The 22,126-nt window shown below is 54.0% G+C and carries 17 protein-coding genes; 6 read left to right on the forward strand and 11 right to left on the reverse strand.

What is annotated here, in order from left to right; translation table 11 throughout:
• Positions 1 to 130 precede the first annotated feature (130 nt).
• Genes aaeB through aaeX form a run of 3 tightly spaced genes read right to left on the reverse strand, consistent with a single transcriptional unit; the run spans position 131 to position 3,247 of the window.
• Complete coding sequence (aaeB, locus tag J4728_RS12555) at positions 131 to 2,098, reverse strand: p-hydroxybenzoic acid efflux pump subunit AaeB (RefSeq protein WP_020437906.1); 1,968 nt, start codon at positions 2,096 to 2,098, stop codon at positions 131 to 133.
• A gap of 5 nt (positions 2,099 to 2,103) precedes the next feature.
• The gene (gene aaeA / locus J4728_RS12560) at positions 2,104 to 3,036 is read right to left on the reverse strand and encodes a p-hydroxybenzoic acid efflux pump subunit AaeA (RefSeq protein WP_000855134.1); all 933 of its coding nucleotides are present in this window, start codon (positions 3,034 to 3,036) and stop codon (positions 2,104 to 2,106) included.
• Between the two features lie 7 nt (positions 3,037 to 3,043).
• Positions 3,044 to 3,247, reverse strand: coding sequence for a p-hydroxybenzoic acid efflux pump operon protein AaeX (gene aaeX, locus J4728_RS12565; protein ID WP_000051840.1), 204 nt, complete (start codon positions 3,245 to 3,247; stop codon positions 3,044 to 3,046).
• 181 nt (positions 3,248 to 3,428) lie between these two features.
• On the opposite strand from aaeX, the gene aaeR reads away from it, so the two are divergent.
• Complete coding sequence (gene aaeR, locus J4728_RS12570) at positions 3,429 to 4,358, forward strand: HTH-type transcriptional activator AaeR (protein WP_000440300.1); 930 nt, start codon at positions 3,429 to 3,431, stop codon at positions 4,356 to 4,358.
• A 121-nt stretch (positions 4,359 to 4,479) separates the two neighbouring features.
• Here the strand turns inward: aaeR and tldD are convergent, their stop codons facing one another.
• The 8 genes from tldD to csrD all read right to left on the reverse strand — a co-directional run bounded on the left by tldD (position 4,480) and on the right by csrD (position 16,937).
• Positions 4,480 to 5,925, reverse strand: a complete 1,446-nt coding sequence (gene tldD, locus J4728_RS12575; RefSeq protein WP_208211826.1) for a metalloprotease TldD — start codon at positions 5,923 to 5,925, stop codon at positions 4,480 to 4,482.
• Between the two features lie 144 nt (positions 5,926 to 6,069).
• On the reverse strand, positions 6,070 to 9,870 hold the full coding sequence (gene yhdP, locus J4728_RS12580) for an AsmA2 domain-containing protein YhdP (protein WP_208211827.1): 3,801 nt from the start codon (positions 9,868 to 9,870) through the stop codon (positions 6,070 to 6,072).
• Between the two features lie 106 nt (positions 9,871 to 9,976).
• Positions 9,977 to 11,446, reverse strand: coding sequence for a ribonuclease G (rng, locus tag J4728_RS12585; protein WP_000123188.1), 1,470 nt, complete (start codon positions 11,444 to 11,446; stop codon positions 9,977 to 9,979).
• Positions 11,436 to 12,029, reverse strand: a complete 594-nt coding sequence (locus J4728_RS12590; protein WP_000210307.1) for a Maf family protein — start codon at positions 12,027 to 12,029, stop codon at positions 11,436 to 11,438. Before J4728_RS12590 ends, rng begins: the two co-directional genes overlap by 11 nt.
• Before the next feature lie 8 nt (positions 12,030 to 12,037).
• Positions 12,038 to 12,526, reverse strand: coding sequence for a rod shape-determining protein MreD (gene mreD / locus J4728_RS12595; RefSeq protein ID WP_000179403.1), 489 nt, complete (start codon positions 12,524 to 12,526; stop codon positions 12,038 to 12,040).
• Between the two features lie 2 nt (positions 12,527 to 12,528).
• A complete protein-coding gene (mreC, locus tag J4728_RS12600) occupies positions 12,529 to 13,581 on the reverse strand; it encodes a rod shape-determining protein MreC (RefSeq protein ID WP_000802536.1) in 1,053 nt (350 codons plus the stop codon).
• A gap of 64 nt (positions 13,582 to 13,645) precedes the next feature.
• On the reverse strand, positions 13,646 to 14,689 hold the full coding sequence (mreB, locus tag J4728_RS12605) for a rod shape-determining protein MreB (RefSeq protein WP_000913396.1): 1,044 nt from the start codon (positions 14,687 to 14,689) through the stop codon (positions 13,646 to 13,648).
• A gap of 307 nt (positions 14,690 to 14,996) precedes the next feature.
• Positions 14,997 to 16,937, reverse strand: coding sequence for an RNase E specificity factor CsrD (csrD, locus tag J4728_RS12610; protein ID WP_208211828.1), 1,941 nt, complete (start codon positions 16,935 to 16,937; stop codon positions 14,997 to 14,999).
• 203 nt (positions 16,938 to 17,140) lie between these two features.
• Here csrD and J4728_RS12615 point away from each other — a divergent pair, with 203 nt between their 5' ends.
• The 5 genes from J4728_RS12615 to accC all read left to right on the forward strand — a co-directional run bounded on the left by J4728_RS12615 (position 17,141) and on the right by accC (position 22,055).
• On the forward strand, positions 17,141 to 18,115 hold the full coding sequence (locus J4728_RS12615) for an MDR family oxidoreductase (protein ID WP_001148240.1): 975 nt from the start codon (positions 17,141 to 17,143) through the stop codon (positions 18,113 to 18,115).
• Positions 18,116 to 18,227: 112 nt separating this feature from the next.
• Positions 18,228 to 19,232 carry a protein-methionine-sulfoxide reductase catalytic subunit MsrP gene (gene msrP / locus J4728_RS12620; protein ID WP_208211829.1) on the forward strand — a complete coding sequence of 335 codons (1,005 nt, stop codon included), beginning with the start codon at positions 18,228 to 18,230 and terminating at the stop codon, positions 19,230 to 19,232.
• Entirely contained in the window at positions 19,233 to 19,832 is a 600-nt protein-coding gene (msrQ, locus tag J4728_RS12625) for a protein-methionine-sulfoxide reductase heme-binding subunit MsrQ (protein ID WP_001240053.1), read from the forward strand.
• A gap of 392 nt (positions 19,833 to 20,224) precedes the next feature.
• A complete protein-coding gene (gene accB / locus J4728_RS12630) occupies positions 20,225 to 20,695 on the forward strand; it encodes an acetyl-CoA carboxylase biotin carboxyl carrier protein (protein ID WP_000354626.1) in 471 nt (156 codons plus the stop codon).
• A gap of 10 nt (positions 20,696 to 20,705) precedes the next feature.
• Positions 20,706 to 22,055 carry an acetyl-CoA carboxylase biotin carboxylase subunit gene (accC, locus tag J4728_RS12635; RefSeq protein ID WP_000884627.1) on the forward strand — a complete coding sequence of 450 codons (1,350 nt, stop codon included), beginning with the start codon at positions 20,706 to 20,708 and terminating at the stop codon, positions 22,053 to 22,055.
• Positions 22,056 to 22,126 lie beyond the last annotated feature (71 nt).

Below are 22,126 nucleotides of genomic sequence, written 5' to 3' on the forward strand. Positions count from 1 at the left end.
CTAAGCATCATTATGCAGAGGTTTCACTTCCAGAAACGCTTTTAGCCCCGGAGCACTCTTGCGCTGTTTTTGTATCTCAAATAAGTATAGTCATAAAAAAACCGACGCTTTTGGCATCGGTTCTTGTGGGTTAGCTATCGGTAAGCGCGTTCTGGTATTTATGTAACATGCCCGTCAGGCGTTTAACCGGTTCCGTCACCTGCGGCGGCGCCTCCCAGATACGTAGTTTATCCTGATAGATATCCAGCTCATCCAGCAACTGACCAAAGTAGCGTCGCCGTTTATCATCGCTTCCGGCGGAAATAACATGGTCTGCGGTACGACGAAGCTGACGGTGGAACACTGACAGATCTTCATTAACCGGTATCGGCGCGTCGCGCAGACGTTGATGAGCAATGATCATCGTTAGCGCCAGGCGGAACTTCGGCAAATCGCCAGGGAATTTATTCATCAGCAAAAAGAGTTGCTGATATAACGCAGGCAGACGGTTTTCTTTACGACGTACCACGTTAGTCGTCATTGCCGAGACCGCAGCGGAAACAAACTGATTAAGCAGCACGCGACCGGTTCTATCTTTAGATTTATCACGCACCAGCAGGATGACGATAAACGCCAACATACAGCCGACAATTTGCCCCAACGCGCTGTCGAGGAACTGGCTGAAATGGAACGTCATCGGATTATCCAACACAATAATGTTAATCGTACTGGCCAGCGCCCCCATCGACCCCAGACGCCGTTTCTGGACCTCAATGCCGATAAAGAACCCCAATACCGCCAGGCTCAAACATAACAACAGCATACTTTGCTGCGTATTGGGAATAATCACCAGGAAATAGAGCAATCCCAGCGGCAACGCCGCCAGAGTGCCATAAATAAAATCGATGCAGACCATGCGCGGATTGGGTAAACGCATCGCCAGCGAGGTCACCACGGCAATCATCACCATCGCGCCATTACCCGATGTCCAGCCGGTCCATAGCCAGAATAATGTCCCCAGAATGCAGGAAAGCGTGGTGCGCCAGAAGTTCACCATCGCATGGTGACGTTCAGCGGATTCCACTTTAACTACGGGCTCGCCTTGCAGGATCTCTTCTTCCGTCGCGCTGATTTTGGTGTTACTGATCACGCCGCGTTTAAGCAATAGATAGCGCGTCGCAGCGCCTACCCAGCTATAAAGCGTGACGGGCGTTTCGCGCTCGCCGGTCCAGACAATGACACGCCGCATCCGTTTTAACTGTCTGTGGACGTCCTGTACCGTTTCAACCGGCGTCTCGAACAGTTCCCGGAATGTATCGGTAATCAGTTCCGGCCGCGTGTTTTGAATAAGATAAGTTTCACAGGATTGCGTAATCAGCGTGAGCGAAAGCGTATTCAACGCTTTCAGGCGGCGGTTAGCGCGTACCCAGCGCGAAGATTCCATATTCAGATTACTTCGCATCCCCTCCAGCGCCGCCGTGCGTCGCACCAGATCGCCCCAGGCGTTGTCGACTTCTTCGCTGTCGCCATGCTTAATACAAAGTTGCATTAGCTGATATTGCGCTACCAGTAAACTGTCCAGTTCGCGATCAACCTCCTGCTTTATCGATCGCGGCGAGAAAAGCAGATCCGCTAAAATAGCGCAGCCAATGCCGATGACGATTTCGCTACAGCGCTCAAGCGCAAATTGCGGCGTGAGCAGCGGCTCCGTCTGAATGGTAATCACAATGATCAGCGCAGTATAACCTGACAGTCCCCACGCATAAGAGTTTTCGATCCGTACTAAAGAGGAGATCCAGGTACAAAAACCGGCCCAGACACAGCACACCAGAATCATCAATAACGGCGCGCGGATCATAGAGATAATAATGATAAGCGCGGCGATACAGCCAATAAACGTCCCGATAATACGCAACATTCCGCGATAACGGATAGCGCCGGAATAGGGTTCCCCGCCGGCGGCAAATGCCGGGCCTGCCGCCACGATCGCGGCGGTCAGCACCGCCCAACGCGGCGTCTCCAGTTGAAAATGGAAGCCGATAAATAATGCCAGCACAATGGCGCACGCCAGCTTTACCGCAAAACGAATGTGCTGGTTGGCAATGGAGAAAATGCCCATGACGATTAACCGAATTCGCGCAGCCGGTGCGCCAGTTTACGGAAGAAGGAGTCCTGGCTTGCGTCACGATCCTGCTTACCGGTGATCACGACGGTTGCCGTCGTACCGGCAGGCCACAAATTCCCCTGCTGCTCGTCGAGCCGGATACGCACCGGGACACGCTGGGCCAGACGCACCCATTCGAGGTTAGAGTCTATCGTCGCCATCCCTTTCGCATCGCTGGTACTGCTGGCATTCGTTACCCCTGCCGCCACGCTATCGACGGTACCTTTTAATACCCGGTTGCTGCCAAGCGGCGTGATTTCGGCACGATATCCCGGACGCACGCCTTCCAGCTTGGTCTCTTCCATATAGGCTTGCACGTAAAAAGAGTTCTTTTTCACCAGGGCGACGGCTGTGGAACCGCGGGTAATAAATTCACCGGCATAAACATTGAGGTTAGTTACCCAGCCGTCGGCAGGCGCGCGAATGACGGTGCGTTCCAGATCGAGTTTAGCCAGATCGCGCGTCGCCTGGGCTTTAGCCAGTTGATGCAGTACCGTCTGCAAGACGTTGTTCGCCTGATCGATCTCTTCCCGGGACATCGCCTGTACGCCGAGGCGATTACGGCGACCGGCTTCCTGGCGTTTTTCCTGCGCCAGGACCTGATAATAGGCTACATCAGCTTCCGCTTCCGCCAGCGCTTTTTGATAGCGTGGCTGATCGATGGTAAACAGGACCTGATCCTTTTTCACCAGTTGGTTATCATGCACGTTTACATGGGTAATCAGGCCCGCGACATCCGGGGCAATAGCGACGACATCGGCGCTAAAACGCGCGTCTCGCGTCCAGGGAGATTCGGTGTAATACACCCAGGCGCGGAAAATGGCGATAAAGGCCAGAATAACCAGTACGAGGGTAATGGCCGTACGGGAGAGTTTTCTTGTTAGTGTTTTCACTTCAACCTCAAACGAACAGGCGCGATATTAAATAAAACAGACAACAATACAGCGCGGTATTGAACAGAGCCGGATGCCAGACAAAATCATAGATGCCCGTCGGCACAAGCATCCGACGCACCAGCCAAAAAATAGCCAGTGACAAAAGCAATTCGAAAAATATCGGTGGGAAGGAAAGACCAAACACCACGATAACGGGAAACAGACTCATGTTGACCTTGATTTCTGAGAGAGAGCAGGCGATAGATTGTTAAGCTACATCGCCGCAGAGAAGGGCAAGAGACGCCAGGCGAGAGCGACATAGCTCTTATTCGAATAATAGTATATTAACGTAATTGTTATGCTGTTATCTATATTATGTGATCTAAATCACTTTTAAGCCAGAGTGAATAATGGAACGATTAAAACGAATGTCGGTATTCGCCAAAGTTGTTGAGTTTGGCTCTTTTACCGCCGCAGCCAGACAGCTGCAAATGAGCGTATCGTCCATCAGCCAGACTGTGGCGAAACTGGAAGATGAGCTTCAGGTTAAATTGCTCAACCGCAGCACACGCAGCATTGGGCTCACCGAAGCTGGAAAAATCTATTATCAGGGCTGTCGTCGTATGCTGCATGAAGTGCAGGATGTTCACGAGCAGCTTTACGCTTTTAATAACACGCCTATCGGTACATTGCGTATCGGCTGTTCTTCAACCATGGCGCAAAATGTGCTGGCCGGGCTTACCGCAAAATTATTAAAAGAGTATCCCGGTCTGGCGGTCAATCTGGTGACAGGAATTCCGGCCCCGGATTTAATTGCCGACGGGCTGGACGTGGTGATCCGCGTGGGCGCGCTGCAAGACTCCAGCCTGTTTTCCCGTCGACTCGGCGCGATGCCGATGGTTGTGTGCGCCGCCAAGCCGTACCTCGCTCAGTACGGCGTCCCGGAAAAACCCGCCGATCTCAGTAGCCATTCCTGGCTGGAATATAGCGTGCGCCCGGATAATGAGTTTGAACTTATCGCGCCGGAAGGAATTTCTACCCGACTGATTCCACAGGGGCGGTTCGTCACTAACGATCCGATGACGCTGGTACGCTGGCTGACCGCCGGAACTGGAATCGCCTATGTGCCGCTGATGTGGGTGATCGATGAGATCAATCGTGGCGATCTGGAGATCCTGCTGCCTCGCTATCAGTCCGATCCCCGTCCGGTGTACGCGCTGTACACCGAAAAAGATAAGCTGCCGCTTAAAGTGCAGGTAGTGATTAACGCGTTAACTGACTATTTTGTCGATGTCGCACACCTGTTTCAGGGGATGCACGGGCGAGGGAAAGAAAAATAAAAACACCGGGTAATTGCTGAAGACATTGTAGGCCAGATGCCACCCGACGCAGACATTGCCTGGTGGCGCTGCGCTTATCAGGCCTGGGCGGCACACACCACAGGCCTGATAAGGCGGACAGTTATGCGGTGCCGCCAACCGTCAGGTTATCGACTTTCAGCGTCGGCTGGCCTACGCCTACCGGCAGACTTTGACCCTCTTTACCGCAGACCCCCACCCCGTTATCCAGCTTAAGGTCGTTGCCGACCATGGAGATCTGTTGCATCGTTTCAATGCCTGATCCAATCAACGTCGCGCCCTTCACTGGCGTCGTGACTTTACCGTTTTCAATCAGATACGCTTCCGAGGTAGAAAACACAAACTTGCCGGAGGTGATATCCACCTGACCGCCGCCAAAATTAGGCGCATAGATGCCGTATTCAACGGATTCGATAATTTCCTGCGGCGTTGACTGCCCCGCCAACATATAGGTATTCGTCATACGCGGCATCGGCAGATGCGCATAAGATTCGCGACGCCCGTTACCGGTCGGCGCAGCGCCCATCAGGCGCGCGTTCAGCTTGTCCTGCATGTATCCTTTCAGTACGCCATTTTCAATCAATACGTTGTACTGGCCTGGCGTACCTTCATCATCGATAGCAACGGAGCCGCGACGGTTCATCATTGTGCCGTCATCCACTACGGTGCAAAGCGCGGAGGCAACCTGCTCGCCGATCTGACCGCTAAACACAGACGTCCCACGACGGTTAAAATCACCTTCCAGCCCGTGACCGACCGCTTCGTGCAGCAATACGCCCGGCCACCCGGCGCCCAGAACCACCGGTAACGTCCCCGCTGGCGCAGCGACCGCGGAGAGATTAACCAGCGCCATGCGTACCGCTTCTTTCGCCCACGCGTCGGCGCGAACCTCGCCGTCGAGATCGGCAAGAAAATACTCATAACCAAAGCGACCGCCGCCGCCGCTGGCGCCGCGCTCGCGTTTACCGTCTTCTTCCACCTGCACGCTAACGGACAACCGCACCAGTGGACGGACATCCGCCGCCAGCGTCCCGTCGGTCGCCGCCACGAGGATTAATTCATATACGCCGGTCAGGCTGGCGTTAACTTCCTGCACGCGTTTATCGGCTTCTCGCGCCACTTTGTCAACGCGTCTGAGGATATCCAGCTTCTCTTCGCGGCTCATACTTTGCAGCGGATCAAGGGTGGTGTAGAGCGGCTGATGCGCTACGGCGGCGAGCGTTTTTACCTTGCCTTCGCCGTTCTCGCGTACAATGGTTCGCGCTGCCTGCGCACTCTGCTCCAGCACCAGGAGGCTTATCTGGTCAGCATAAGCAAAACCGGTTTTTTCGCCGCTAATGGCGCGAACGCCAACGCCCTGGTCGATATTATATGAACCATCTTTAATGATGCGGTCTTCTAAAACCCAGGATTCGTGATAGCTCGACTGAAAATAGAGGTCGCCATAATCAAGACGGCGTTCGGCCAGTTGGCCCAAAATAGCGAACAGATCCTGATGGTTCAGGCCATTCGCCGCTAGCAATTGTTCACTTACCAGGTTCAGACTCATCGTTTTTGCTACTCGTTGATTTCTGCCGGATGGCGGTTCACGCCTTATCCGGACTACGTTGTTAGATTGTACAAACCGGATAAACGCAGCGCCGTCCGGCATGACTATTTACTGAGAGTGGGGCAATTCCTCGCCCCCGTCAAATCATTGCTGGCTTTCTTTTATCGGTTGGCGCAGAACTTCGTTGATCTGCGGCGCATCGACCGGACCGGTAATGCGATATCGCAGAATGGAGACCTTGCTCCATAGCGGCCCCAACACTTTACTGGCGGCAAATACCGCCGCGCCGACAATCGGGTTAACGGCAAACGCGGCGGCGACGCCCACGGTGGCGGAAATTTCCGGTGCGACAACGGCCTCCATATCAAGACGACGACGCACCAGATCAACAGAACCTTTCATTGCAATATCCGCTTCCAGCCCATCCACCAGCGTATCGTCAGTATGCAGGACGCCATCTTTAATCCACGCGGTACTATGAATAGAGTCGAAATAGAAGCCCTCGCTAAAGGTATCTCTGAAGTCAAACCGCAGCTTACGCAGCAACGCGTCAAAACTGAGCAGCCGCAGTAGCTGTCCGGCATGACCGCTACTGAGATCAGTAAACTCGCCTTTGCCCAGACGCGTACGTAAAATCCCGTTGAGCGTGGCTTCCTCAGGTTGCCAGGGCGGGTTTCGCCAGTGCAGATCGTAATCTACGTTAAAAGACGCGTTCTGGATTGGCGTCGAGATGCCGAAGAACCCGGCAGCCGTGTCGAGGTTACTACCATGCAGACTACCTTTCAGCGAGGTTCGTTCATTACCCGGCGCATTCACCCACTCGCCGCTCGCTTTCAAACGGGCGAATCCGGTATCGATCAGGCCATTCGCCAGAGTCAGCGTATTGCCTTTGATGGCGAAATCGCCATCAATACGCCCATATTTTTGCCCCCATAGCCAGCACTCTTCGCAGCGAAGCTGTAAGTCCGGCCAGCCGCGGAAGCTAATCGTGTTCGCCGAAGCCAACGGCGATGTCGGCGTTGGTGACGAGGCGTGCGTTTTTGCGACGCCAGGGTTGTAGTACAGGTACTTAATGTTCGCCAGCCACGGCGCATGGTTGCGCATGAGCAGCGTGGCGTTCACCTCACGGCCCTGCGCTTCAATTTTTGTTCCGTTCAGCGAGGGTGCTGAAACGACGCTCAAATTGTTCCACTGCTGGCCGCCCAGCGATAGCGCGGGAGTACGCAACGTGACGCGTTGAGGAAACTCGGCCGAACTGCTCACGTTATCCGCCGCGCCTTTCTGGAATAACGCCAGCCATTGCGCGCCATCCAGCGCCGGCAGATTGAGCTCAACGCCTTGTTGAGCAGGTAATGGCGGAATCGTCCGGCTGTCCGTCGTCCAGATAGCCCGATCCAACGTCAGCTTCTGATTTAATAACCAGCGGCTGTTAAAGTGATTTTTACTCCCTGCGCTCCCCGTTAGCGCAAAACTTTTCAGGTTGCCGTCAGCCTGAATGTTCACCGGAATGGCTTCGCCTGCGGGTTTATTTAGCGGAGAAGGTAAGTGACTACTCACATTTCTCAGATCGCCGTTCAGCTCGATGTGATAAGTGGTGTCAGCGTGATACGGAAGATCGATGCCGACTTTACCATTCCACGTCACGCTGCCGCTCAGGGCGTCATTCAGTTGCGGCGGTAAGACGCCCATACGCGTTGGCTGCCAGTTACCGTTCAGGTTGACGGCGACCTGATAGGCTTTTGCCCCTTCCGTCGTACTGAAATCCAGGTTCAGCGGCTGATTAAACCAGTTTGCCGTCAGCGGCCCGCTTTTTAGCGCGCCATTCACAAAGCTGAATTTACCGTTCAGATTTTTGAGCGTGCTGTTTAGCGGCTTAATAAACAGACTGTTATTACGCAACGAGACATCGCCCTCGGCGGTAACCTGTTCTCCGTCCAGCGGAATATCAAGATGTAAGCGAGCATTCACATCGCCATCTAATTGGAGCTCCGCCAGCGTCGAGCCAAGCGAGTCTTTTAGCGGCGTCTCGTCAAAATAAGGCCCAACGGCTTTTCCCGGCCCGTTAATATCGGCATCAATGAGCAGCTTCTCTTTGGAATAATCCGGAATCGCCGCCGCGAGTTTGCTGGCCTTCACCCCGCCCAAATCGACGCTATCCGAACGCATCCACAGACCGTCGTTCAGGAAATCCAGTTCAATGTTGAGATTTTTTAGCGCCGGCCAGTCGGGTTGAAAAGCAAACGTCGCATTGCGTAGCGGCACCAGCACTTCAAACTGACCTTCGTTATGCTTATAGGGAAAGAGGTGCGGGTTACCACCGTAAACCAACGTGGCGTTATCTGCCTCGCCGCCCTGAATCGCGCCGCTAAGGTAATCGACCAGCGCTTTGCCCATCAGGTTTTCCGGAAAATAGCGCCACGCCTGAGATCCATCGTCGGTACTGATTCCGGCCAGAATACCCAGCCACGGTTCGTCGCCCGTCGGTTGCAGATAGCGGAACCCGCCGCGCGCATGTACCGCCTTTGCTTTGACGTCAATGTCGCGGCCATCAAGCTGAAAGCCGTTCTCATTTTTCAACCAGCTAAGCGTCGCGACGCCGTTTTCAATTTCCAGCGGCGCGCGAAAAACGGTTTCATAGGGCATTTTAGCCTGCTGCATCGCAACCTTCATCTGCCCGTCTTCTACGCTTCCCGCCAGCGTACCGGAAAAATGTTCCGCGCCGGGCAACAGCTTCCACTGTTTCCATGCAAGATTTTCCCACGATGCCTGAAAACGCGTTTTTTCGGTCGCCTGCAGCGGAATATCCAGCGCCAGTGTGGCGATCTTTCCGCTCGGCTGCGTAGCCTGCCATATTTCGCCCAGCACAGGCGACAGTTTAGCCGCCAGCGGACGTAATGCTTCCAGCCCCGCCAGTTCAAGATTACTGGCGCGAATGCGTAGTTCATCGCTACGTGTGTGATTCTCGCCGCCGACGTCCTGCTGCGGGAGCCAGGCCACGGTTAAGGCTCCGCTCGGCCAGGATTTACCATCAAGCGTAATCCGTGTGTCCGGAATATAAAACTGCCAGCCCGGCTGCTCGCGGCTAATCTGCGCCGTCAGGTTATCGACAGACAGCGTGTGCGTCGTGTTATCGCCCAACCAGCTTGCGCCGCCCTGTTTCAGCCAGACGTCTCCTCCGGCGATTTCACCTTTACTGAGCGTCATCCAGCCTTCCAGACTGAAACGCGCCGTCTGGAGCGCCACATTATCCTGCATCCATTTGCCCAGCCACGGCTTGACGTCAATATCGTCGGCCTGTAACCAGACTCTGCCGTTATTTAGCAAACCGTCGTCATCGCGTAAATCCATCCGCACCTGCATCACGCCGTGCTGCCCGGTCAGGCTGGAGAGGCTGACCTCGCCTTCGGCGCGGTGCCGCTCTTTGCCGTTTAGCCAGGTAAGCTGTGGGATCGCCAGCTCCGCGCGTTGTCCGGAAAGCGTCAGAAAACTGATTTGGCTATCGCGCAGATCGAAATGATCGAACTGCCGCAGGAAAAGATCGCTTAAACGGCTGGTTTCGATGCCTTCGCCGTCGCTGCTTTGAAGAGGCGTGTTGGTGCGGAAATTGAGTTGCCAGAAGGTCAGGTCGCGAAACTGCCAGCGCATGTGCAACAGGCTTTGCCAGACGTCCAGCGCCAGCGTAACGCGTTTTATCGACAGCTCGCCGCCATCTTTCAGGGCGGCATGAATATTATGCGCTTCCAGCGTAGGGCCAAAATTTTGCCAGCTTGCGGAGAGTTGGCTGGCGGCCACCGGCACGCCGGTCACGGACTCAATTTTATTCAGGATAGCTGGACGCCAGGCGTCAAGATGAGGCAACGCCAGGCGCAGCCCGCTAACCAGCAGCGCTGCAATGACGATGAGCGCGGCTCCAGTGAGCAATAAAATCCCCGGCAATCGCCTCACGCGTCTCTCCTTGTCTGCCAAAAAATACGACTCACAACCTTGCTTTGCCGGACGGCGGCGTGAACGCCTTATCCGGCCTGCAAATGCTCGTACGGGTCGCGGTCTTTTACATCATTACGACGTCAAACTGCTCCTGGTTATAAAGCGGTTCGACCTGAACTTTAACCTGTTTGCCGACAAAGATTTCGACTTCCGCCAGCGCGTGTGATTCTTCGCCTTTCAGCGCTTCCGCCACCGCAGGAGAAGCATAAACCAGGAAGCGATCGGAGTCATAAGCGTGATGAACACGTACAATTTCACGCATGATCTCATAGCAGACGGTTTCCACCGTTTTTACCGTCCCGCGGCCATGACAGGTTGGACATTCGTTACAAAGCACATGTTCCACGCTTTCACGAGTCCGTTTACGGGTCATTTCCACCAGTCCCAGCGGCGAAAAACCGTTAATACTGGTTTTCACGCGATCCTTACTTAACGCCTGTTCCAGCGAATGCAGCACCCGACGGCGATGATCTTCATTATTCATGTCGATAAAATCGATAATGATAATGCCGCCCAGATTACGCAGGCGTAGCTGGCGGGCAATGGCCTGAGTCGCTTCAATATTGGTATTAAAAATGGTGTCGTCGAGATTACGGTGTCCAACAAACGCGCCGGTATTGATATCTACCGTCGTCATCGCTTCGGTTTGGTCGATAATCAGATAACCGCCGGACTTGAGTTCAACCTTACGCTCCAGCGCGCGCTGGATCTCATTTTCCACGTCATAAAGATCGAAGATCGGCTGATGGCCACTGTAATGCTCCAGCTTACTGGTCATTTCCGGGATGTATTCTGCGGTAAACTCCAGCAGCGACTCATAGGTCAGACGTGAGTCGACGCGAATTCGGTCCAACTGCGCATCGGCGAAATCGCGCAGCACGCGCTGCGCCAGCGCCAGTTCGCCATACATCTGGTAGCGCGTTTGCGGACGCTTTTTGCGCTCCATGACTTTCGTCCAGACGCGCTTGAGATAGGCGGCGTCAGACGCGAGATCCTCTTCACACACGCCTTCCGCCGCGGTGCGGATAATAAACCCGCCCTGTTCGTCGCAGTATTCCGCCACCACCTTTTTCAGGCGCTCGCGTTCACTTTCGCTTTCGATACGCTGGGAAACGCCAACGTGTGACGCGCCGGGCATAAAAACAAGGTAACGGGAGGGCAACGTGATGTCCGTGGTCAAACGCGCGCCTTTCGTGCCGAGCGGATCTTTCACTACCTGCACCATCAGATCCTGTCCCTGACGCACCAGTTCGGAGATATCGCGCACGGTAAACTGTTTTTGCTCGTCGCCCGCCACGCATTCGGTATGCGGCATAATGTCGGAAGCGTGAAGAAATGCGGCTTTATCCAGCCCAATATCTACAAAAGCCGCCTGCATACCTGGAAGTACACGACTTACACGACCTTTGTAGATATTGCCTACGATTCCGCGTCGCGCTTCGCGCTCAATATGGATTTCCTGAAGAATACCGCCATCAATGTACGCCACGCGCGTTTCCGATGGCGTTACGTTTACCAACAATTCAGCCGTCATGTTTATCCCTTTTATCACGCAGTGCGTTAAAATGACTCAACAACTCATACGTTTCAACCAGCGGTAAGCCGACCACGGCGTGGTAGCTGCCATTTATCTTCCTGACAAAACAGCCACCCTGCCCCTGAATACCGTATGCACCTGCTTTATCTAAAGGCTCGCCGCTGGCGACATAGCCAGTAATATCCTGCGCAGAAAGCGTGCGGAAAGTCACCTCCGTTACCACCACACAATCCAGCGTCTGCTGCGAGTCCGCAAGCGCAACAGCAGTCATCACCTGATGCGTATTTCCGGAAAGCAAACGCAGCATTTCTGCGGCATGAGCGGCGTCGCGCGGCTTTTCCAGCACCTCGCCGTTTAACACGACTATCGTATCCGCGCCCAACACCGGCAGATCACGGGGAACCAGCGCCACGCCAGCCTGCGCCTTTTCGCGTGCCAGCCGAACAACATACTGCTGCGCGCTTTCCTGAGCACGCCGTTGCTCTTCAATACCAGGCACGACCTGCTCGAATGAAAATCCAAGTTGAGTCAATAATTCCTGGCGACGCGGGGAACCGGAAGCAAGATACAGAGTTGTCATATCGACCTTTATTGCACAGCAAACTGCTGGCGTACTTTACGCATCAGCAAAAAGAGCCAGGGCCACAGCACGCCATTGACTACACTACTCCAGAACACTTCCGGTCTGAAAGAGACGTTGATCACTAAAAACTCGGCCCAGAAAACAATAATGTCCACGGCCAGTGAAAGCAACATTACCACCAGCGCCTGCTGCCAGAGCGCCAGGTTACGGAAGAGCTGGAATTTCAGAGCGACCAGGTAGGCGACAATACTCATCGACAGAGCGCGCACGCCAAGTGTGGAACCGCTGATGAGATCAAGTATGGCACCCATCACAAATCCCGTCCCCACATTTACGCGGTGCGGCAGGGCCAGAATCCAGTACAGTAAGATGAGCAAAACCCAGTTTGGCCGGAAAACAATGATGTCGTCCGGCCAGGGCATGATTTGCAGCAACAACGCAATAAGAAAAGAGAGCCAGATAACCCAGCGCCCCTGGCTACGATAGCTCGCCACCATTACCCTCCCGGCGCACGCGCAGGCGGCGTGGTCGCGCCCGAAGGCGATGGTTGCGTTGATACCGGCGCAGCCTGGCCCGCAGATGGCTGAGTAATCCCCGTCGCCGGATCCGGCACTGGCGCCGGCGGCCCCATCGCATCCGGAGAAGGCAACACCTGCGGCATCATCTGCATCAGGCGCTCATTGGCGACGCGGTGAACCTCTTCCGGCGTCATCGGATTGGCGCCGTTACGATCGGCTCCCCACAACAGCAGCAGATAGCGTAAACGCTGCAAACCCGCGGTTGGACGTGCCTGAATGACGGTATAGGCGCGCTGAGTGTCCAGCTTGACGGAGGAGACCACCGCCACCGGATACCCTTCCGGGAAACGCCCACCAAGTCCGGACGTTACCAGCACATCGCCGACGCGAATATCGGTATTGGCGGGCAGATGTTCAAGCTGAAGATCGTCAGTACAGCCGTTACCGGCGGCAATCACGCGGATGTCATTGCGCAGTACCTGAATCGGCAGCGCATGAGTCGCATCGCAAATCAGCAACACGCGGCTGGTCAGTTTCGCCACGGCGACAACCTGCCCTACGACACCTTTGTCGCTAATGACCGGTTGACCTTCATATACGCCATTAACGCTGCCTTTATCGATAACGACCTGATCGCTGTAAGGATCGTTAACCGTTGAAATAACCTGCGTCACCATTTTCTGCTCGTCCTGACGCAGCGGCGACCCCAGCAGCTCGCGCAACCGCGCGTTCTCCTGTTTGTACTGCCCCAGCATCAGCAGGTCGCTGTTTTTTAGCAGTAATTCCTGGCGCAGCGCCCGGTTTTCCAGCTCAAGCTGGTCGCGAGAAGCCAGCGTTTGTGACACGCTGTCGAGCAGTTCACGAGGGCCGTTTGAAATAAAATAGAAAGGACTGACGGCAGTGTCCATGTACGTTCGGATTTGACTGAACGTCCCCAGGCGGCTGTCGGCAATGATAACGCCGAGCGCCACCAGCACCGCCAGAATAAGGCGAATCTGTAGCGACGGGCCACGGCTAAAAATTGGCTTCATAGGCTATGCGTATTCTCGCGTCGGAGAGGCAGGACAATCCAGGGATAATCCTGCCCGTATCCAACTACTCTTCGCTGAACAGGTCGCCGCCGTGCATATCGATCATTTCCAGCGCCTTGCCGCCGCCGCGCGCCACACAGGTCAGCGGATCTTCAGCAACCACGACAGGAATGCCCGTCTCTTCCATTAACAGACGGTCAAGGTTACGCAGCAGCGCGCCGCCGCCGGTGAGCACCATACCGCGCTCGGAGATGTCTGACGCCAGCTCCGGCGGACACTGTTCCAGCGCCACCATTACCGCGCTGACGATACCGGTCAACGGTTCCTGCAACGCTTCCAGAATCTCGTTTGAGTTCAGGGTAAAGCCGCGTGGAACGCCTTCCGCCAGGTTACGGCCACGCACTTCGATCTCGCGGACTTCGTCGCCCGGATAAGCGGAACCGATTTCGTGTTTAATACGTTCTGCGGTGGCTTCACCAATCAGAGAACCGTAGTTACGACGAACGTAATTAATGATGGCTTCGTCGAAGCGGTCACCACCAATACGGACAGAAGAAGAGTAAACCACGCCGTTCAGGGAGATCACGGCAACTTCAGTGGTACCACCACCGATATCCACAACCATTGAACCGGTTGCTTCAGAAACTGGCAGACCTGCGCCGATCGCGGCCGCCATCGGCTCTTCGATCAAAAAGACTTCACGGGCGCCTGCGCCCTGAGCGGATTCACGAATTGCGCGGCGTTCTACCTGCGTCGCGCCGACCGGCACGCATACCAGTACGCGCGGGCTTGGGCGCATAAAGCTGTTGCTGTGCACTTGTTTAATAAAGTGCTGGAGCATTTTTTCGGTCACAAAGAAGTCAGCGATAACGCCGTCTTTCATCGGACGGATCGCAGCGATATTGCCCGGCGTACGGCCCAGCATCTGCTTCGCATCATGACCGACTGCAGCCACGCTTTTCGGCGAACCGGCACGATCCTGACGAATGGCCACAACGGAAGGCTCATTCAATACGATGCCTTGTCCTTTTACATAAATGAGGGTATTCGCGGTACCCAGGTCAATGGACAGGTCATTGGAAAACATGCCACGAAATTTTTTCAACATACTAAGGGATAATCCTGAAAGCTGGGGCGGAAAACAAAATCCGCTTACTTTACCAACCACACGCAGCAGCGACAAGGCGCAAAAATCATCTGCTACGGTGAAAATTAGTGCAGTTCGTTTCCTTTGTTACAAATCTCGGCCTGAGTCCCTCAGGGCTGAAAAAATCAGCAGCAATCCTCGCCTTCGTTTGCAACCTGTCAAAGGTCATTCACCTGCATATTTGCTGCAACAATCTGGCGAGCAGACAAGCACACCCCCATGAGGCGCAGCGCGCGTTATTCTACGTGAAAACAAATTAAACGGCAGGTTAAACCGAGTATCTTTGCGAATATTTTTTCACGTTTGTGTCAAGTAGTTGGGAGGAGGCAAAAAAATCACCCTGCCCGCCAGCCACGCCGCGTTTTGTCAGCGTCTGCCACTCGCCGCGCGAACGGACGCCCGTCGCGTAAACCTGCGTAGGCGTGCCCGCGCAGGCCTCTACCAGACTTTGAACCAGAAGCTGGTTTTCCGTTCGCTTCTCAATGTTTCTGACCAGACTCGGATGCAGCTTGAGTAATTCCACATTGAGCGCTTTAATCCAGCTCGTGCTAACCAGCGTCAAACCCGCCTGTGTCACCGCCACCCGAACGCCAAGCGCATTGACTAAGCGAAGGATGGGTTGTAACCGGCTGATGTGTTGACAAACATCTGCCTCCGCAAGTTCAATAATTATGCGATTTCGCTGTGATTTTTCACACTGCATTAACGTATCGCGCAACCAGCGCTGAAAACGCGGACGAATCAGCGACTCAACCGTCAACTGCATTGCCAGATTTTCATCCGGCCAGTAGCCCAGCAACGTAATCAGGCGGCTAATTTGTAATCTGTCATACTCTTCCGATAAACCAAATTGCAACACCATCGGCATATACTCCGCCGAGCTCACCTCTTCTTTACCGTCATAGATGCGACATATCAATTCCCGATGATGTACGCGACCTTCTCGCGTGACCGCCGGTTTTTGATAAAGTCGCGGTCCGCCCCGGTTCAGCATCTGCTCAATCAATGTGCGCCAGCGCACATTGCCGCGCCCTTTTTCCGGCAGAGTGTCGTCGTAGATAGCCCAGCTATTTCCCCCCTGCAGGGCGGCATTCCGCGCCGCGGCTTCAGCATGTTCCATCACCTGCTCGGTGGACTGTCCGCTGCGCCAGGCGCAAATGCCGATATGTACCATATCGTCACGATCGAGCATTTTGTTAGCCGGTAGCGCATCGACAGCTTTTAAAAGTTGTCCGGCAATACTTTCCGCTTCTTTCAGCGTTCGATGCGGTAGCAGCACGGCAAAGTCGCTGCGGTGATAACGCGCCAGCAGCGAGCCTGGGTAACGCATAATAAATGTCGATAGCAGATTGATAAGCATAAACATCTGCTCTTCCGCCTGATTGCCTCCCAGGCTGTCGCGCAGAAGATTGAAGTCTGGCAAGCGGATCATCATCACCACGCCATGCACTCCCACTTTTTCCTGATCTTCCAGCAGCGTCGCCAGTTGGTTATCAAAGAACAGACGGTTACCGAGTCCGGTTTTGGTGTCCTGCGCGGCGTAGGAGCGAATGAGGGTGTCCAGGCGACTACGCTGTTCGTGAGCAAACTGAATTTCGGAAAGCAATACATCAAGCGCGCTACTGGTGCGCGCTGGCCATTCGTAAACAGAACCGCGGACATTCGCCCCACGTTCGCCGTTCAGAATACGCGTTGAGCGAATTTCCAGAAGCTCTTGCCCGGAAAGCTGCCGCTGCAGCCAGCGCACCGATAAAAACAAAATCAGAACGATAAAACCGATCGCCAGCGTCAGCGGCGCCGTGGTGATCAGTGAGTGAAAATAGTTACCCATCGGGTCCTGGTAAACCAGACGTAGCGACATTCCTGGATGTTTTATCAGCGGTACGACCAGCTCGCGATACATGTCGCTGGTGCCGGCTGGCCGATAACCTCTGGCGCGAGAATGGCTGTAGACGCTGCGCTCCCCCTGCAACAGATCGACACGCACAATATCGGAAGCGATCATGAGTTCGTCGATTCGCGGCGTCAGCGAGACAATATCATGGGTCACCAAGTGCGTATCAATGGCTGTCGCCGTCGCCTGCACACGGCTGACATACTTATACTGTACGGCGTTATAAAAGCTTAGCGAGCAACCTATCAGAGTCACGAAGATCGTTAACCCCGTGAGCAGCGTGATAAAAGCTGAGAATTTCGTCGTTAATCGCATCCTTGAGTTAACTCCGACGGTTATAAACAGTATGAAAAAGCGAATCTGAAGGCGGAATTCGCCACGGCGCGCAATGAAGCAGGCATACTACCAAAATGGATCTATCTGGCAATTTATTGCGTTGCATCGGCATCACGTTTTAATTAGCGAGTATAGTCTTCGTAGCTATTTTTCCAATCTACCATGTAAAGTGAGGACAGGTTATGCAGGCGTTGATCTTAGAACAGCAGGACGGTAAAACCCTCGCATCCGTGCAACATCTCGAAGAGAGTCAACTGCCGGCAGGTGATGTGACGGTGGATGTCCACTGGTCCAGCCTGAATTATAAAGATGCTCTGGCTATCACCGGAAAAGGGAAAATTATCCGTCATTTTCCGATGATTCCTGGTATTGATTTCGCCGGCACCGTTCACGCAAGCGAAGATCCTCGCTTTCATGCAGGCCAGGAAGTACTACTGACTGGCTGGGGCGTGGGCGAAAACCACTGGGGCGGCCTGGCCGAACGCGCACGCGTTAAAGGCGACTGGCTGGTCGCGCTGCCTGCGGGACTGAGCAGCCGTAACGCCATGATCATCGGCACCGCCGGTTTTACCGCCATGCTGTGCGTCATGGCGCTTGAAGATGCAGGTATTCGCCCGCAAGACGGTGAGATTGTCGTCACCGGCGCCAGCGGCGGCGTGGGCAGCACTGCCGTTGCATTACTGCATAAGCTGGGCTATCAGGTTGCAGCAGTATCAGGACGTGAAAGCACCCACGGCTATCTTAAGAGCCTGGGAGCTAACCGTATTCTCAGCCGCGATGAGTTTGCTGAATCTCGCCCGTTGGAAAAACAGCTGTGGGCCGGTGCAATTGATACCGTTGGCGATAAAGTGCTGGCGAAAGTCCTGGCACAGATGAACTATGGCGGTTGCGTGGCCGCCTGCGGCCTGGCGGGCGGCTTCGCGCTGCCGACCACCGTTATGCCATTCATTCTGCGTAATGTGCGTTTGCAAGGGGTGGACTCGGTGATGACCCCACCGGCACGTCGCGCAGAAGCCTGGGCGCGTTTGGTTAAGGATCTGCCGGAATCGTTCTATGCTCAGGCCGCCACAGAGATTACGCTGGCGGATGCGCCGAAGTTCGCCGATGCCATCATCAATAATCAGGTTCAGGGCCGTACGCTGGTGAAGATAAAATAACGTCACGTATAAAAAAATTTACACTTAATTAACTATTTATTTTTACACATTGACACACTCCCTGTCATATTCACTACACGCCATGTTGTGGTGGGTAGACCGGGAGTCTGTGATGAAAAAGATACGTCCATTAACAGAAGCCGATGTGACTGCGGAATCGGCTTTTTTTATGCAGCGCCGACAGGTGCTAAAAGCATTAGGCATCAGCGCGGCCGCCTTATCCTTACCCTCAACGGCGCAGGCCGATCTCTTCAGTTGGTTTAAAGGCAACGATCGTCCGAAAGCGCCTGCCGGTAAACCGCTTGAGTTTAGTCAGCCTGCCGCCTGGCGAAGCGATTTAGCGTTAACGCCGGAAGATAAGGTGACGGGCTACAACAATTTCTATGAGTTTGGCCTTGATAAAGCCGACCCGGCGGCCAATGCCGGAAGTCTGAAAACCGAACCGTGGACGTTGAAAATCAGCGGGGAAGTCGCGAAGCCATTTACGCTGGATTATAACGATTTAACACATCGTTTCCCATTAGAAGAGCGTATCTATCGAATGCGCTGCGTCGAAGCGTGGTCCATGGTCGTGCCGTGGATTGGTTTCCCTTTATATAAGCTACTCGCGCAGGCACAGCCCACCAGCCACGCTAAATATGTGGCATTCGAAACGCTATACGCGCCGGATGATATGCCAGGACAGAAAGATCGTTTTATTGGCGGCGGACTGAAATACCCTTATGTCGAAGGGCTACGTCTGGACGAAGCCATGCATCCGCTGACTCTGATGACCGTTGGCGTCTATGGTAAGGCGTTACCCCCGCAAAACGGCGCGCCTATTCGACTCATCGTTCCATGGAAGTATGGTTTTAAAGGTATTAAATCTATTGTCAGCATTAAACTCACCCGCGAACGTCCGCCAACCACCTGGAATTTGTCGGCTCCCAACGAATATGGTTTTTACGCCAATGTGAACCCGCATGTGGATCATCCACGCTGGTCTCAGGCTACCGAACGCTTTATTGGTTCAGGCGGTATCCTCGATGTACAAAGGCAGCCGACGCTGCTGTTTAACGGCTATGCCAATGAAGTCGCTTCGCTGTATCGCGGTCTCAATTTGCGGGAGAATTTTTAAGTGCGTCTGACAGCAAAACAGATAACCTGGCTAAAAGTTTGTCTGCATCTTGCCGGTTTTTTGCCGCTTCTGTGGCTCTTTTGGGCGATAAATCACGGTGGACTCAGCGCAGACCCGGTAAAGGATATCCAACACTTTACCGGCAGAACCGCGCTCAAATTTTTGCTCGCCACCTTGCTGGTTTCACCGCTGGCGCGCTACGCTAAACAGCCATTATTGATACGCACACGCCGCCTGTTGGGGTTATGGTGTTTCGTTTGGGCTACGCTGCATTTAACCAGCTATGCCTTACTGGAACTGGGGATACATAACCTGGCGCTGTTAGGAAGCGAGTTGATTTCACGCCCTTATTTGACGCTTGGGATCATTAGCTGGCTGGTGTTATTGGCGCTGACGTTGACCTCAACGCAATTTGCGCAGCGTAAATTGGGCAAACGCTGGCAAACACTGCATAACGTCGTCTATCTTGTCGCGATCCTGGCTCCCATACATTACCTGTGGTCGGTAAAGATTTTATCACCGCAACCGGTCATCTACGCGGCATTAGCGTTAGCCCTTTTAGCGTTGCGTTACCGGAAGTTTCGCCAGTGGTGGCGCTAGTTTGGTGAACTGTGCGGTCGATTGCAAAACGCAAAACAGGTAATGTCCTTTTTATGTTTCGGGTTGATTATCTTCCCTGATAAGACCAGTATTTAGCTGCCAATTGCGACGAAATAGTTATAATGTGCGACTTTACATTGCCCAACGGCGATTTTCGTTCGCAGAAAGGGTGACAATCGAGCAATGAAGGTATATTTTGTTTTTTGCCCGAAAATGGCAGAAGATAGCCACACAATGACTGGCAAATCATGAATTTCACCTTCGGGTGCTACGGCATAACAGGCAAATCAAAGATGCGCGGTATTTTACCCGCGGCAGTCATTCACATGCTTTACAGACGGCGCTAAAACGCCTGTCACAATCACACTAAACAAAGAGTACGGAACCCACTCATGGATATTCGTAAGATTAAAAAACTGATCGAGCTGGTTGAAGAATCAGGTATCTCCGAACTGGAAATTTCTGAAGGCGAAGAATCTGTTCGCATCAGCCGCACAACGGCAAACGCCGGTTTTCCGGTGATGCAGCAGGCTTATGCGGCGCCGATGATGCAGCAACCCGCTCTGTCTAACGCTGTCGCGCCAGCGGCTACTCCAGCAATGGAAGCGCCTGCCGCAGCGGAAATCAGTGGTCACATCGTACGCTCCCCAATGGTTGGTACTTTCTACCGCACCCCAAGCCCGGACGCGAAAGCGTTCATCGAAGTGGGCCAGAAAGTGAACGTGGGCGATACCCTGTGCATCGTTGAAGCCATGAAAATGATGAACCAGATCGAAGCTGACAAAGCAGGTACTGTGAAAGCGATTCTGGTCGAAAGTGGTCAACCGGTAGAATTTGACGAGCCACTGGTCGTCATCGAGTAACGAGGCGAACATGTTGGATAAAATTGTCATCGCCAACCGCGGCGAGATCGCACTACGTATTCTTCGAGCCTGTAAAGAACTCGGCATCAAGACCGTCGCTGTGCACTCAAGCGCGGATCGCGATTTAAAACACGTATTGCTGGCGGATGAGACGGTCTGTATTGGTCCGGCACCGTCCGTAAAAAGTTATCTGAACATCCCGGCTATCATTAGCGCCGCTGAAATCACCGGCGCGGTGGCAATCCACCCGGGTTACGGCTTCCTTTCTGAGAACGCCAATTTTGCCGAGCAGGTTGAACGCTCCGGCTTTATCTTTATCGGCCCGAAAGCGGACACCATCCGCCTGATGGGCGATAAAGTGTCCGCGATTACCGCGATGAAAAAAGCGGGCGTGCCGACCGTACCAGGATCTGACGGCCCGCTGGGCGACGATATGAATGCGAACCGCGCTCATGCCAAACGTATTGGCTATCCGGTGATCATCAAAGCGTCCGGCGGCGGCGGCGGCCGCGGTATGCGCGTGGTTCGTAGCGATGCTGAACTGGCGCAGTCCATCTCCATGACCAAAGCGGAAGCGAAAGCAGCTTTCAGCAACGACATGGTATACATGGAAAAATACCTGGAAAATCCACGCCACATCGAAATTCAGGTGCTGGCGGACGGCCAGGGCAACGCTATCTATCTGGCGGAACGCGACTGTTCCATGCAGCGTCGCCACCAGAAAGTGGTTGAAGAAGCCCCGGCGCCAGGCATTACGCCGGAACTGCGTCGCTATATCGGCGAACGCTGCGCGAAAGCGTGCGTAGACATCGGCTATCGCGGCGCAGGGACGTTCGAATTCCTGTTCGAAAACGGCGAGTTCTATTTCATCGAAATGAACACCCGTATTCAGGTTGAACACCCGGTGACTGAAATGATTACCGGCGTCGATTTGATCAAAGAGCAGTTGCGCATCGCGGCGGGTCAGCCGCTGTCGATCACACAGGACGAAGTTGTCGTTCGAGGCCATGCGGTAGAATGCCGTATCAATGCCGAAGATCCGAACACCTTCCTGCCAAGCCCAGGCAAAATCACGCGCTTCCATGCGCCTGGCGGCTTTGGCGTTCGCTGGGAATCTCATATCTACGCGGGCTACACGGTGCCGCCGTACTATGATTCCATGATCGGCAAGCTCATCTGCTACGGTGAAAACCGCGACGTGGCGATTGCCCGTATGAAAAATGCCCTGCAGGAACTGATTATCGATGGTATCAAAACCAATATCGATCTGCAGACCCGCATCATGAATGACGAGCACTTCCAGCACGGTGGAACCAACATCCACTATCTGGAGAAAAAACTCGGTCTTCAGGAAAAGTAATCGCACGTTAATCTCAAAAGGCCGGTGAATCCGGCCTTTTTTATTTCTGGGGATAGCGATGCCCCATCATG

The sequence above is a fragment of the Salmonella sp. 32070601201500089SM genome, assembly GCF_017573605.1.
Taxonomy (GTDB): Bacteria; Pseudomonadota; Gammaproteobacteria; order Enterobacterales; family Enterobacteriaceae; genus Salmonella; species Salmonella enterica.